The organism is Nocardia sp. alder85J (assembly GCF_020176955.2).
In the GTDB taxonomy this organism is placed as follows: domain Bacteria; phylum Actinomycetota; class Actinomycetes; order Mycobacteriales; family Mycobacteriaceae; genus Nocardia.
On record NZ_JAIUCZ020000004.1, the window covers coordinates 698,173 to 711,566 of the forward strand.

Annotated in this window: 14 protein-coding genes; 7 read left to right on the forward strand and 7 right to left on the reverse strand. The window is 65.4% G+C overall.

Going from position 1 to position 13,394, the window contains the following annotated elements; all coding sequences use genetic code 11:
* Window positions 1–42 precede the first annotated feature (42 nt).
* The 3 genes from LBW94_RS19070 to LBW94_RS19080 form a co-directional block, all read right to left on the reverse strand.
* Window positions 43–2,238: a 3-hydroxyacyl-CoA dehydrogenase NAD-binding domain-containing protein gene (locus tag LBW94_RS19070; RefSeq protein ID WP_225062288.1), complete on the reverse strand. Its 2,196-nt coding sequence runs from the start codon at window positions 2,236–2,238 to the stop codon at window positions 43–45.
* Between the two features lie 19 nt (window positions 2,239–2,257).
* The gene (locus LBW94_RS19075; RefSeq protein ID WP_225062289.1) at window positions 2,258–3,466 is read right to left on the reverse strand and encodes an acetyl-CoA C-acetyltransferase; all 1,209 of its coding nucleotides are present in this window, start codon (window positions 3,464–3,466) and stop codon (window positions 2,258–2,260) included.
* Window positions 3,467–3,736: 270 nt separating this feature from the next.
* Window positions 3,737–4,264, reverse strand: coding sequence for a TetR/AcrR family transcriptional regulator (locus LBW94_RS19080; protein WP_255635252.1), 528 nt, complete (start codon window positions 4,262–4,264; stop codon window positions 3,737–3,739).
* Window positions 4,265–4,615: 351 nt separating this feature from the next.
* Here LBW94_RS19080 and LBW94_RS19085 point away from each other — a divergent pair, with 351 nt between their 5' ends.
* The 5 genes from LBW94_RS19085 (at window position 4,616) to LBW94_RS19105 (ending at window position 8,221) form a co-directional block, all read left to right on the forward strand.
* A complete protein-coding gene (locus LBW94_RS19085; protein ID WP_225062291.1) occupies window positions 4,616–5,458 on the forward strand; it encodes a hypothetical protein in 843 nt (280 codons plus the stop codon).
* 277 nt (window positions 5,459–5,735) lie between these two features.
* Window positions 5,736–6,065, forward strand: coding sequence for a low temperature requirement protein A (locus tag LBW94_RS19090; protein ID WP_225062292.1), 330 nt, complete (start codon window positions 5,736–5,738; stop codon window positions 6,063–6,065).
* A gap of 461 nt (window positions 6,066–6,526) precedes the next feature.
* A complete protein-coding gene (locus tag LBW94_RS19095; RefSeq protein WP_225062293.1) occupies window positions 6,527–7,177 on the forward strand; it encodes a hypothetical protein in 651 nt (216 codons plus the stop codon).
* A 454-nt stretch (window positions 7,178–7,631) separates the two neighbouring features.
* A complete protein-coding gene (locus LBW94_RS19100; RefSeq protein ID WP_266271491.1) occupies window positions 7,632–8,048 on the forward strand; it encodes a hypothetical protein in 417 nt (138 codons plus the stop codon).
* A gap of 29 nt (window positions 8,049–8,077) precedes the next feature.
* The gene (locus LBW94_RS19105) at window positions 8,078–8,221 is read left to right on the forward strand and encodes a hypothetical protein (protein ID WP_225062295.1); all 144 of its coding nucleotides are present in this window, start codon (window positions 8,078–8,080) and stop codon (window positions 8,219–8,221) included.
* 48 nt (window positions 8,222–8,269) lie between these two features.
* Here the strand turns inward: LBW94_RS19105 and LBW94_RS19110 are convergent, their stop codons facing one another.
* Together LBW94_RS19110 and LBW94_RS19115 are read right to left on the reverse strand one after the other, a co-directional pair.
* Entirely contained in the window at window positions 8,270–9,052 is a 783-nt protein-coding gene (locus tag LBW94_RS19110) for a Fic/DOC family protein (RefSeq protein WP_225062296.1), read from the reverse strand.
* 65 nt (window positions 9,053–9,117) lie between these two features.
* Window positions 9,118–9,666 (reverse strand): hypothetical protein, encoded by a 549-nt coding sequence (locus LBW94_RS19115; protein WP_225062297.1) that lies wholly within the window; start codon window positions 9,664–9,666, stop codon window positions 9,118–9,120.
* Window positions 9,667–10,420: 754 nt separating this feature from the next.
* Between LBW94_RS19115 and LBW94_RS19120 the strand changes: the two genes are divergently transcribed.
* On the forward strand, window positions 10,421–10,705 hold the full coding sequence (locus LBW94_RS19120) for a hypothetical protein (protein ID WP_225062298.1): 285 nt from the start codon (window positions 10,421–10,423) through the stop codon (window positions 10,703–10,705).
* An 817-nt stretch (window positions 10,706–11,522) separates the two neighbouring features.
* On the opposite strand, the gene LBW94_RS19125 is transcribed toward LBW94_RS19120, so the two are convergent.
* Both LBW94_RS19125 and LBW94_RS19130 read right to left on the reverse strand, forming a co-directional pair.
* Window positions 11,523–12,323 carry a Fic/DOC family protein gene (locus LBW94_RS19125; RefSeq protein WP_225062299.1) on the reverse strand — a complete coding sequence of 267 codons (801 nt, stop codon included), beginning with the start codon at window positions 12,321–12,323 and terminating at the stop codon, window positions 11,523–11,525.
* The gene (locus LBW94_RS19130) at window positions 12,320–12,559 is read right to left on the reverse strand and encodes a hypothetical protein (RefSeq protein ID WP_225062300.1); all 240 of its coding nucleotides are present in this window, start codon (window positions 12,557–12,559) and stop codon (window positions 12,320–12,322) included. Before LBW94_RS19130 ends, LBW94_RS19125 begins: the two co-directional genes overlap by 4 nt.
* A gap of 126 nt (window positions 12,560–12,685) precedes the next feature.
* Between LBW94_RS19130 and LBW94_RS19135 the strand changes: the two genes are divergently transcribed.
* Window positions 12,686–13,090 carry a hypothetical protein gene (locus LBW94_RS19135; RefSeq protein WP_225062301.1) on the forward strand — a complete coding sequence of 135 codons (405 nt, stop codon included), beginning with the start codon at window positions 12,686–12,688 and terminating at the stop codon, window positions 13,088–13,090.
* The last annotated feature ends 304 nt before the right edge of the window (window positions 13,091–13,394 follow it).

Below are 13,394 nucleotides of genomic sequence, written 5' to 3' on the forward strand. Positions count from 1 at the left end.
GATCGGCCGGGCGGCACGGCGGCCGATCTCGTCCGGATCCGGTTATCGGCGGTCTCGGGCGCTGTATGCCTCGTCACGAGAAGCCTTGGCCACCAGGGAATCCGGTGGCGTGAAGCGCCCGCCGTAGCGCTGCGCCAAGGCGCGGGCCCGGGCGACGAAGCCCGCCGGGCCACCGTCGTAGCCGTCGATGTACTGCAGCACACCGCCGGTCCACGCCGGGAACCCGATGCCCAGCAGGGAGCCGATATTCGCGTCCGCCACCGAGGTGAGTACGCCCTCGTCGAGGCAGCGCACCGTTTCCAGTGCCTCCGCGAACAACATGCGCTCCTGCAGATCCCGGAACGGGACGTCGGCGGAACCCGAGCCGAACGCCGCACGCAGGCCGGTCCACAAACCGGTGCGCCGGCCGGACTCGTCGTAGGCGTGGAACCCGCCGCCGGTCGATCGGCCCCGGCGGTCGAATTCGTCGATCATGCGGTCGATCACCGCCTCGGCGGGGTGCGGCCGCCACGTACCGCCGGCCGCCGTGATCGCGGCCTTCTTCTCTTCGCGGATCTTGCGCGGCAGCGTCAGGGTCAGCTCGTCCAGCAGTTGCAGGGGCGGCGCGGGGTAGCCGGCCTGCGTTCCGGCCTGTTCGACGATCGCCGGATCGACGCCCTCGCCGACCGCGGCGACGGCCTCGTCCAGGAAGGTCATGATCACACGGCTGGTGAAGAAGCCGCGACTGTCGTTGACGACGATCGGCACCTTGCCGATCTGCCGGGTGAAGTCGAACACCTTGGCCAGGGTCTCCGATGCGGTGTTCTTGCCGGTGATGATCTCGACCAGGGGCATCTTGTCGACCGGGGAGAAGAAGTGGATCCCGATGAAATCCTGTTGCCGGCGAACGCCTTCGGCCAGGATGCCGATCGGGAGCGTGGACGTGTTCGATCCGAGCACGGCGCCGGGTGCGACGACATCCTGGATCTCCCGGAACACGCGCTGTTTGAGTTCCACATCCTCGAAGACCGCCTCGATCACGAAATCTGCTCCGGCGAGATCGCCGGGATCCGCGGTCGGATGGATCAGGTCCAGCAGCCGGGCCGACCGTTGCTCGGTCGTGGTGCCGCGCGCGACCGCCTTGGCCTCCAGTTTCGCGGCATAGTCCTTGCCGCGTCCGGCGTTCTCCGGCGTGACATCCTTCAGCACCACCTCAAGCCCCGCCTTCGCGCACACATAGGCCAGTGCCGAGCCCATCATGCCCGCCCCCAGAATGCCGACCTTGGTCGCGGCGAAGGCGGGTATCCCGGCCGGTCGGGCGGCGCCACCGGTTACGGTCTGCATGTCGAAAAAGGTGGATTGAATCATGTTCTTGGCGATCTGCCCGGTGACCAGCGGGATGAAGTAGCGGGTCTCGATCAGCGCCGCGGAGTCGAAGTCGACCTGTGCGCCCTCCACCGCCGCCGCCAGGATGGCCCGCTGCGCCGGTGCGGGCGCGCCTTTCGATCGACTGTGCAGCGCCGCCGTGAGCACCGGAAGATGTTCCGCCAGTTCGGGATCGGCGGGTGTGCCGCCGGGAATGCGGTGTCCCGGCACATCCCACGGTTGTACCGGGTCCACACCGCGATCGATCCAGGCGCGGGCGGCGGGAAGCAGATCCGCTGCGGTGGAGACGATCTCGTCCACGAGGCCGAGATCCAGCGCCTGCTGCGGCCGTAACCTGGCGCCGCTGAGCAACACCTCGTCCACGGCGCGCCGTACACCCAGCATTCGCACGGTCCGGGTGATGCCACCGACTGCGGGCAGCAGTCCCAGCCCCACCTCGGGCAGGCCCACGACCACCGCGTGTGCGCAGGCGACGCGGTGATGAGTGGCCAGCGCCAGTTCGAGACCGCCACCCAGCGCCGCGCCGTTGATCGCCGCCACGACCGGGCGGCCGAGTGTCTCGAGCCGGCGCAGCTGTCGTTTGAGGTCGTTGCAGTAGGCGGCCCAGCGCGGCCCGTCGGACGGTGTGGTCGCGAGGAGATCCGCCAGATTCCCGCCCGCGAAGAAGGTCTTCTTCGCCGAGGTGAGGACGACGCCCCGGATGGTTTCCCGCTCGCTCTCCAGCCGATCGAGCGTCGCCGTGAGCGCGGCCAGGAACTGCCGGTTCATCGTGTTCGCCGACGCCGTGGGATCGTCGAGCACGAGCACGACGATGCCGTCGGGCTCGAGCTGCCATCGGATGAGCTGCTGTTGCTCGGTCGTTGCCTGTGTCATAGCCGAATTCCGTTCCCGCTCAGATGCGTTCGATGATGGTCGCGATACCCATGCCGCCGCCGACACAGAGCGTCACCAGTGCCCGCCGGTCACCGCGCCGCTCGAGCTCGTCCACCACGGTGCCGACGAGCATGGCGCCGGTGGCGCCGAGCGGATGGCCCATCGCGATGGCGCCCCCGTTGACGTTCAGTTTCTCGTCCGGAATGCGCAGGTCCTTCTGATACTTCAGTACCACCGAGGCGAACGCCTCGTTCAGTTCGAACAGGTCGATGTCGTCGATGGTCAGCCCGGCGCGGGCGAGCACCTTCTCGGTCGCCGGGCGCGGCCCGGTCAGCATGATGGTCGGATCGGCGCCGGAGACCGCCGTCGCGACGATCCTGGCCCGTGGCGTGAGATCGAAACGTCGGCCCGCCTCCTCGGTTCCGACCAGAACCAGGGCCGCGCCGTCGACGATGCCGGAGCTGTTGCCGCCGTGATGAACGTGCTCGATCCGCTCCACGAACGGGTATTTCTGCATCGCCACCGCGTCGAAGCCGGCGGCGCCGAGGGATGCGAACGAGGGCCGCAGCGCGGCCAGCGAATCGACGGTGGTACCGGGACGGCGGTGCTCGTCGCGATCGAGTACGACCTCGCCGGCGAGGTCTCGCACCGGGACCACGGAATTCTCGAAATAGCCTTCGGACCAGGCGGTTTCGGCGAGCCGCTGGGATCGGGCGGCGTAGGCGTCGACATCCTCGCGGGTGAACCCCTCGATCGTCGCGATGAGGTCGGCGCCGATGCCCTGTGGTACGAAGTTCAGGTCGTAACCGGTGGCCGGATCGTTGAACAGCGGGCCGCCGTCGGTACCGATAGGCGCCCGGGACATCGACTCGACGCCGCCGGCGAGTACCAGCGTCTCGAAGCCGGAGCGCACTTTCTGCGCGGCCAGATTGGTCGCCTCCAGACCCGAGGCACAGAACCGGTTGATCTGGACGCCCGCCACGGTCTCCGGCAGTCCGGCGACCAGGGCCGCGGCCTTGGCGAGGTCGCCGCCCTGGTCGCCGACCGGGGTGACCACGCCGAGCACCACATCATCGATCGCGGCCGGATCGAGAGATGGTGAGCGCGAACAGATTTCGTTGATCAGCCCCACGACGAGGTCGATGGGCTTGATACTGTGCAGCGAGCCGTTGCGCCCTCTGCCGCGAGGTGTGCGAATCGCTTCGTACACGATGGCCTGATCAGGCATGAGCTCTCTTTCTCGGGATCTGCCATCGGGTGCGTCCCGGCGGCACTGTTGATGGCCCGGAACATGTTGCGGCGCACCGGGTATCGAATGGATCGGAGCTGGACGGCTCCGGGACGGCCGGTGGCGCCGCGCATCGACGGCCGAATTCGACGGTAGTGGTGAAACGGACGGCGGAAATCCCCCCGCCGGAGGAATTCGGGTCCCCCTCGGAGGTACGTCAGGAGCGCGATCGACGGCCGAATCCGCCGGCCCCGAACCCGGCCCGGGGGGTCAGACGCCGAGGACGGCCCGGGCGGCGTCGGCGAGCAGCTGACGCGACCGATCCTCGAACAGGCCGGCGTTGTGGAAGAGCGCGGACTGGATCGCGCTGATCGCGGCATGGACGAGTGTTCGCGCGTCGGCGTCGGAGAGGTCGTCCCGGAGTTCGTCGAGCAGATGTACCCATTCCTCGATGTACATCCGTTGCTTGCGCCGCAGCCGGCGGCTGTCCTCTTCGGGCAGGTTGTTGATCTCGTTGTGGTAAACCTGCGCGAGCTCGCGATCGGCCACCACGAATTCGACCTGACCGTCGATGAGCCGATTGAGCGCCAGCTGCAGATCGTCCACCGACTCCACGATCAATTGCTCTTCGCTCAGCAGATTGTCGATCGCCCGATCGAACAGTGCCACCAGAACGGCGGATTTGCTGTCGAAGTGCCGGTAGATGCCCGATCCGGTGATGCCCGCCGCGCGGCCGATATCGGCCATCGACACCGCGTGGAACCCCTTGCGGGCGACCAGGTCCGCGGCTGCGCGCAAAATGCGGTCCTTACGCGCGGGATCGCGGACACGCGCCGTCGGCTCGCCGATCACCCACCTCCTGCGGACGCCTGGTCTCGAGTGATGTCACTCGTCGTTAACCGAATCCGAGCAATTCCATGAATACCATACGTGTCGATAGTGATCGTCCGGTCACATGGCTTCCGATTCGGCGCGAATCCGTGGTCGACCCGGCGGCCACGGCGAGCGGATCGCATACCTCCAACGGTGCGTGTTGACACCACCGTGGAGGGATGTCCGAATTCCTCGAGGTCCCTACTGTCGAAGGGTGCCCTGCCGACCGGCTCTGCGGTCCGGGCCGGAACAGTCTTCGATCCCGAGGGAGCTACCGTGGAACGAGTCCCGCCGAGCGTTGCGCAGCACGAACTCGACCTGCTGTGGCAGAGCATCTTCACCTGGGCGAGTTGGGCGATCGTGGCGATCATGCTCGCCGCCGCGATTCGGTTGGGGATCCGGCAGCGAACGCCCTTCTATCTGTTCGCGTGCCTCGCCGCCGGCGTCGCGGCGTTCGCCGAGCCGCTGTACGACGTGGCATTCGACCTGTGGTTCTACGACGTTCACGACGGCCGGTCCGGAGCGATGTATTCGCATTTCACTGCATTCGGTGTGGTGCAGCCGAACTGGACGCACAGCGGATACATCATCCTGTACGCCAGCGCATGCCTCTACGCGGGTCGCGCGATGTACGAGGGCCGGTGGACCCGTCGTGGGCTGTTCGCGGTGTGGGCCGCCGAGATCGCCGCATCGTGTGTATTCGAAATCATCGGTACCGGATTCGATGTCTACACGTACTACGGTCCGTATGTGCTGCGAATCTGGCACTATCCACTGGTGATCGGGATTCTCGAGGGTACGCAGGTCGTCCTGTTCACCGTTCTCGCCGTTCACATCCGGCGGCGGGCCGCCACCTGGTGGGGTGCGGCGGGTCTGTTCATCGCGTTCCCGCTCACCATGGTGGGCACCAACGCCGGGATCGGGTTCCCGCTCGTCATCGCCCTGCATCTCGACCGCCCGCAGTCGTCCGCGCCTATCGTCTGGGTGGCCACGCTGTCGACCATGGCCTTGTGCGTCGTCGCGGTATCCGGCGCGAGCAGATTCCTCCCCACCCGGTCCGGTCGAAACGAATCCGGTTCACCGGGCGTGGACGCAGTATTGGCGGGCTCGGTCTCCTGAGTCCGCCCGGAGCGGGAACGACGGGCGGGTGAAGTTTCTCGTCCCGAGTGTGGCGGGCGGCGACGCTGCCGGCTATCGGACAGCGCGTTGTCGGTCCACGAGAGCTTGTGCGCGCGGCGCGGGAACTCCCAGGGTGAGCAGGCTAATTTATCGCCGGATGAGTCCATACAGAACAGTTTCGGGCGAGGTGACGACCGGTCGACCGCACCGTGCAGCGAACTTCGGGACACTCATTCGCCCTCGCGCGCAACCAGGTTCGTCGTCTACTGTCACCCGCGTGAGCAACGACCCATCCGGCCAGGCAGAGGATGCCGCCGAAGGCGGGCAACTGCGCGCCTCCACCCTGGAGCTGTTCTTCGATCTGGTCTTCGTCTTCACCATCACCCAGCTGACCCACGTGTTCAGCGAACATCCGGGCTGGGTCGAACTCGGCCGGGTGGCACTGATGTTCGGTGTGATCTGGTGGATTGGAAACAGGCTTATTCGCCACCTGCGATTTCGGGGCGAAAATGTCTCTGTAGCACGGCGTTCGATCGACTTGGGGTATCCCGGAGTATCCCGGATATTCCCGCATGTTCCCGCAATTCTCGGCCGATCACGACACTGAACATAGGAGCGCTGTTCCCGGACGTTCCCGTGAACCGGCGCCTTCTCTGGCCGACCGGTGTGTCCTGTCAACTGCTGGTCTGGCGCGGCATTGAATCTGCAATGGGTCGCTCGGCAATCACGGTCTGCCCTGTCTCTGCTCGGCGTGTCGAGCGACGACACGCCGAGTAAAATTTTCGCCTTGCAACTGGCCCGCTACCCATTTCGATGGGCGCGGAACCGATTGCAGGCACTGGGTGGAAGGGATGCACGCGGACATTCGTCGATGTTCCCGGTGGCTCCCGTCCAGTTCCCGCAGCTAACCAGCTGTTTTCCGTGTCAAGTCACTGCGCTGGAGCTTAACCAGTGGTGGTGGGACCACGGGCTGAGCCCCGCCCTACGGCGCATCCTGCAAGCATGGCTCTCATTTGTTTGAGCAACGGCCACGCTACCAGGACCATCGACCCGCGCCTATTACTCTGATTGGAAGCCATCCTGGTGCATACCATCGACGTCGAGTCGATCGCTGGCGACCTCGGCACCTACGAGGTCACCTGGTGGGTCGACGAATACGTGAACAACCCGTTCGATGAATATGACCACTTCACGTCCGTCGTACTCCGCTCCCGTGATCGGCGTTCCCTCGCCTGCAGCTACGGTCCTATGGCTGAGAAGATTTCCCGGATCCTTGCGGATGGTGTCCATTCGGAGGCATCGGTGGTGCGGTGGCTGACCCTGCGTGGATGCCGCGGTATCCACGCGCTGCATCACCTCGGGAACGATGGACGGATCGCCGCCGATCCACCGTTCGAACCTGACACTTCCATGCACAGTGGGGCGTTCCGCGGCGTCGCATTCATCACCCCCGAGTTGTTGCCCGAGGTATCTGATCCGGACCGTGTGGTCAGTGAGGACGTTCGGGAGCTGTCGTATTGGGCCGAAGGTGATGTGTTCGGGTACTCGGTAGCACGCGGATCCGGCGAGGTAGTAGGTTCCGGTGGGGGATATTTCGGTTGGCTCGATACCAAGGACTCGATTCTGGGCGACGCTGTTCTGGAAGATATTCGGGAGTACGAGAGCCATCTCATTCGGCAAGCACGGCTGTTCGGTGCCGGCTTCATCGGCGTCGTGTGACCGATGAGCGAGTGGCTCATCTTGTACAACCGGATACCTATCGGCAGATTTGCAACTATTATTCCTGCTGAACGAAGGGCCTGGAATTGCCTGTTCTATCTATCCCGAAATCCATGGACGCTCATTGTGCGTATTCGGTAGCTCATGGCTGGATGGCCGTGCCGGCTGTTGTGACCATCGATCGTGGACCGCTGGGGCCGGTCGCGGCTTGCCAGGCGTGTGCGGAGTTTCATCAATGTGTGGCGAGTGCCTCGTGAGCACCGGCTCCGCGTCGCCGTCGCTTGGTGTTTCGCCAGCCGTTGTGGGTGCTGCTCGGCGGATGCCGGATAAGACTCGGTCCCGCGAGGAGCAGACCATCACGACCGCAGGGCCCGTTGTCTGCGTCCGCTGTCCCGGCGTCTCTGTCGCTCGGCGACATGATTGCCTGTGGTGTCAGCGGTGCGGGGTTTATCTCGTGCTGGATACCGTGGCGGGCGAGTGGGTCAGCTTCGCCGAGAAGGTGCGGCGTGGGATCGAGGGGCGCAATGCCCGGTGGTGCCAGCAGGCCCGTGCCTGCCTCGGTCGCCAGCTCGACGACGTTCGAGGCGTCGTTCCCGCTGGATGGACCATGAATGTCGACGATCCTGTCAACGGTCTGCCGTGCATCCGTATCACACCGCCCGCCGGCCGGACTGACGTCTCCGCTCGCCTGTATCCGCCACACGACGAATTGCCCGGCGGCTGGTATGTGCGCATCGACAACCGGACCCGGCACATGGATTTCCCGTTGTACCTCGCCGGCGGTGTCCACGCCGCCTTCTTCACCACCGCTGCGATCGCTGCACGTAGGGCCGTCCGGATGGTTCGCGGCGAACTGCTTGCCTCCTGTTGAGCAAGCGGCCGCCGAGAAGGGGGTGCGTCATGACCTCCGGGGTTTATGCCCGTCAGGCCGCGATCGTCATCCCGCGCGGCCGGCCCAGGGACCGGGCGGGGGAGGGATTCCTGCTCACCGACAAGGAAGCCGAACCGTTGGCCCGAGCGCTGCCCGAGTCCACCGGGGCATAACTGATCGGCCCTCCGACACCGGCCGTCCGGCTTCCAGGGGCATGTCGGTCACTCGAGTTGGGTTTCCGGGGGCTCGGGTGACCGGTGCTGTGTCGGGTCCCCGATGAGACCGATGAGCGTGTCGGTATCGCTGAGGGTTCCCGGCGCCAGTTGGCCTGGGGCAATGAGATGGGGCATCTTCGTGGTCATTGCCAGCACCCGCCGCATCAGGTCGGGCATGGTTTCATCGACCTGGGCGTTCTCGGTCTTGGCCTCGATCATTCCGTCGAGCAACGTGCGCAGTGGGTGGGGATCGGTGTTCGGGCTTGCCCACACCAGCGTGGCGCGGGAGGCGTCGTTCCATCGGGCCGAACTGACGGCGCTGTAGTCGATCGTCCACTGGGCTGCATCGGTGAGTTGATCGAAGAACAGTCGGGTCGACCGGCCGTTGCCTTCCGGGAACGGGTGTGCGGCATTGAGCGCGGCCAATCCATGGGCTGCCGCGTTGCGAAACTCCTCGCGGTCCAGGTCTGCCCACGGACGGCTCGCCACGGCTTCGACGGCCTGGCGGGCGTAGGCGTCCAGGTAGTGACGCGGGCAGAAATCCACATCGTGTTTACCCATGTCGATGGTGCGGAACTGTCCGGCCCACTCGTAGATACCGTGGAACAGGTGAGCGTGGATCGCTTTCCACTGCCCGACATCCCGTGATTGCGGGATGGCCGCGGAGCCGAGCCGAATCTCCAGCGTGCGCTGCATGGTCTGCCGGTACTCGACGAGTCGCAGGATGTACTCGGTGGTGGCGCCGACGAGATTGCGCATCATCGGCTCACCATCGTCGCCCGCGGTCATGTACGTCACCGCGTACTCGTCATGCTGCCAGGACTCATCGACCATCGGTTGTCCCTAACGGTCGTTCATTCGACGCGGTTTTCCGGTTCTGTCGCCGATGATGCGTATGGTGCAACCGAGGTCGGGGGAGCGGCCACTGCGGGAGGAGCGTTCTGGTCCTGGTTCGCAGTCTGCGTGTATGCGCGTTTTTGAATGTCCACACCGGTTCGCATGAGCGTCTCCCACACGAACATGTCCTGTGGGGACCACGCCCGGCCGTTCTCGGCGGCCGCAGCGGCCATGCATCGTACGAACACCGCCGCCCCCAGGTCGAGCAGAACCGGTGGTAACCCCGCGCGGGCGTGCGCTCGTCCCACTGCGGTGAATTCCACCTCGAGCCTTCGGGTGTCCAGTGGGTGCGCGCTGACGAGAGTGACCAGAACTCCAAGAAACCGTGCTGTTGATTGGATCCGTGCCGGAAGGTCGTACAGGAACGAGTGCGTTCCGGGAATGTCGGCGAACTGGGCATAGATCGATTCGGCCACCGCTCCGCAGCGATCAATGCCCATGGACATGGCACTGCGCCGCAGCAACGACGTCTGGTGCTGCGTCAGAGCATCGAACGGCCGTTGCACCTCCGGGCGTGATTCTCTCGCCGAGGTCACCGCGCACGCCGGCTTTCCGCTGCCGCATCGGTTCCGGTCCGGGCCACCGTCTCGATACTCACTTCCGTGCCCGGCCCCACACCGTCCATCGCCCGCCCCGATGGCGTCGTGGCTGACCGCAGCCGCCGGTTTCTCCTCTCTGCGGCCGCGCCGGTTCGAGCCCGGGTTCGTGCCGGCCCGTCCGCGCAGTCGTCCGGCAACAATGGGTGAGGATCTCGACCGTGCATCCGCAACAATTCTCCGCGGACGCAGTCCGCGACGGAGATTCCGGTCGATTCGATGATCGGATGCGATCGGTCGATTGTCTGAGAAATACGGGTTGCAGGCATGGATCCAATGAAAAGCCCCGCGAGCGGTAATTGTCCATCCATGTGGGACACACTGTTTGTGGTCCCACTGCCAGTGGTGTTTGGCGGAGGAAATTATCGTCGTGTCACCACTGTCAGTGGCCCCACCAACAGTGGCTGTCGAAAGCATGGACAGACCGGCCTCTATTGGTTGAGATGCGTAGAGGGCCGATAAGCCACTGGAAAGAAATGGAGATCCAATGCATTCGATATCCAAAGTTGCGGGCGTGGTTGCGATTCCCCTGCTCGTGAGCGCGGTCGGTGCCGGCGCTGCGAGCGCGTCCTCGCCCACCTCCGGACCGCAGCCGGCCCTCGTTGCGGCCACGGCCCCGTCGGCTCCGCTTCCGTCCGCCCAGGACATCGCCGATTCGAACCCGGTGGACAACGGCGCGGCGATCGGGGCCGGTGTCGGTGCGATCCTGGCGATTCCCGGGTTCTTTGGTGGCCTCGCCAGCGGTGCCTCGACCGGCGCAGCGATCGGCGGTGCTCTCGGTACCCTGCCGATCGGCACGCTCACGGTGCCCGGCACGGTCATCGGCGGCATCATCGGCGCGTCCATCGGTGGCGTTCTCGGCGCGGCCGCCCCGATCATCGGGTGCGCACTGCTGGGAGCTGGCACCGGATACGTTGCGCCGCAGAGTATTCCGCAGGTACTTCCGTGACCCGGACAGCGCGCGGCCATGGTGTCACCCACCATGCACCCCGCAGAGGGTGACCGCGGTACATCTCCCGTATAGCACCCACCGACTCGGCGCGAGGACTCACCAGGTCCTCGCGCCGAGCCGCGTCGATCCCCAGCTCGGCCACCACCGTCCGCATTGGGGCCGGCATCGTCCGATGTGGCCGAACTCCGGCACTGAACCTCCGGATCGTCGAGGAAACAGCCGAGGGGACAGTGTCGGCCGCCCAGCCCGACATCGGTCCTCGTCCTCGCGTCCATCAGCGATCATCACACTCGAGACCTCCGCGGCATCGCGTGTGTGCCCGTGCAGCCAATGCCGTTGCAGCAGTGAACGACCGTGCTGCGGATAGCCCGCCTCCCCAGTCCCCGGGGCTCCTCGACGCCAACTCCGGGCATGTCAACTACCTTGGGCTCCAACAGATTTAGCCGTCGTCGTCACACCGGCGGACGGCTTATCACGGCGACCGCGATACTGGCCAGTCTGCGACGTCGCCGCGCCGCTCATCGCTCTTGCCATCTGCTCCATCGAATTCATTTGGTGTGCAAACGGTTACGGTGTGCCTCGCACCAATTGCATACAACATCCCGAGGCGGGTGCCGAAGCATGAAGCGCGGTGCCGGGCCGCTCACACACACCAGAGAATCGGGCGTGGAACGACCATGAGGCCGACCAGTTTCACGTAGGATCCCACAGCCGGGCGGCGCGGATCCCCTTCCTGCGCTGACCCGGCATCCGCTTCTCGGGCCATGCCTGTCGAACCGTGTACCAGCAACGCTGCTGGTGCAGGAGACGTAGGTCAGAGCAGGTCGGGGTCGATGTCACGGTCGAGGGGCGCTGCATGGGTTTCGCTTGTCGGTGCCGAATCCGGAACCTCGTGCGAGGGCTCGGCCGGCCGAATGTTGGTCAATCCCAGCACGCGTCGCTGCGCGGTCGGCATGACGCCGGCCTGCCCGGCAGCCGATACATCGGCGATTTCGATGATCCGATCGAACAGCTCCGCGAGGGGCGCTGGGTCTATGTCCGGCCATCGCGCTCGCGTCGCATGACACGCCGCGTCCCAACGCTCGGCACCGTCACGGTCGCTCACCTGTGAGTAGTCGATCCTCCAGTGAGCGTGCTCGCTGAGCTGGTCCAGGAACACCCGAAGCGAGCGGCCGTTTCCTTCGCGGAAGGGATGCGCGGCATTGAGCACCGAGAACGACCAGGCGACGGCTTCGACGAACACGTTCCTGCCCATCGTGTGCCACGGCATCCGGGCGACGGCCGGGATGTGTTCGGTCAGATAGGGTTCCAGCTCGCCTGGTGTGGCAAATCCTGTGCCGTTCTTGGACATCCCGGTTGTCCGCAACCGGCCGGCCCATGCGTAGATGTTGCCGAACTGGTGGGCGTGGATCGCCCTCCATTGAGCGAGGTCTCCGGTCCGGGGGATGAGGGCAGCTCCGCTGCGGATCTCCTGAGTCCGCGCCATGACTTCACGGAATTCGAGCACCCAGAGGTGATAGTCGTTGACTGCGCCGATCGTATTGCGCAGCATCGGCCTGCCGTCGGCTCCGGTGGTCAGGTAGCTGTCCCATTCGGACGATTCCGGCGAGGTCACGCTTCGGCGGAACGATCTCCGCCGAGGGCACCCGCTACGCGCTCAGCGGTGCGGCGCCGGTATTCCGCCTCGGAGATGTCGCCGCACGCGAGAGCGACAAGATCCACCGCGTCCTGCCGTGTCGGCTCGGTACCCGCCAGCGCCGCATCGGCCAGAGTGGCGACCACCGACTGCCTGACCGTCGCGTCCAGGCCCGCGAATACCTCGGGCCACGTGCTTTCGAATCGAGATTCCATGTACACCAAGGGTACTGGTCCTCTCCGCACAGGTACTCGCGTGCAGCCCGCGAATCGTCGGCCTACCATGAGGTCAGCGCTGGTCAGATTCTGACGATGCGGGTATCCCCGGTACTCAGGAGCACGATGAACTTCGATGACATCGATCGGGTGGAGAAGTACGTCGCCGTCGCGGAGGCAGCGCTGCGTGAGCTGTCGTCCGCACAGAGCATTACCGACGCCGAGGTGATCGTGTCCAAGTCACGAGAGGACGCCCTCGTCGGGCAGTTGAAGGCCGCGAAAGAGGGCGTGGACCGTGCACGCGACATGCTCGTCGCCGCCGACCGCGACGGCGATCCTGGCATGATCAGCCTGGTTCGCGGACATCTCGACCGCAAAACCCTCGCGTACAACGAGCTGTATGCGACCGTGCGCGCAGAACTCGTCCAGCTGACGAAAGCCCGGCTCGATGCCCACGCGGGCGTCGCCCTCAGGCGGCAGGTCCTCGACGCAGCATGCGACGCCGCCGCCGAATCGGCATCCCAACTCTGACTGTCTGCCGCTCGATCCAGGTGCGCCACGCACCGATGGTGAGCACGACATGGACGAAAAGTTCGTGGCGTTCATTCACCCGACAGGAGATTTGAACGGGCGGAAGCCGTTGCAGGACAACATGAATCATCACGATGAGCCGCCAGCTGGACCTGCAGGTGGCGCCATGGTCGCGTTTCACCACGTCGGTGCACCGAGGTCGAAGCACTGCTGATCTCCCGACGGGATCTGCCACATCAGCCTGACGACGAACCTCCGGCAGGCGGACTCGTCACACCTCGCCTGACCCGATGCCGAACTCGCA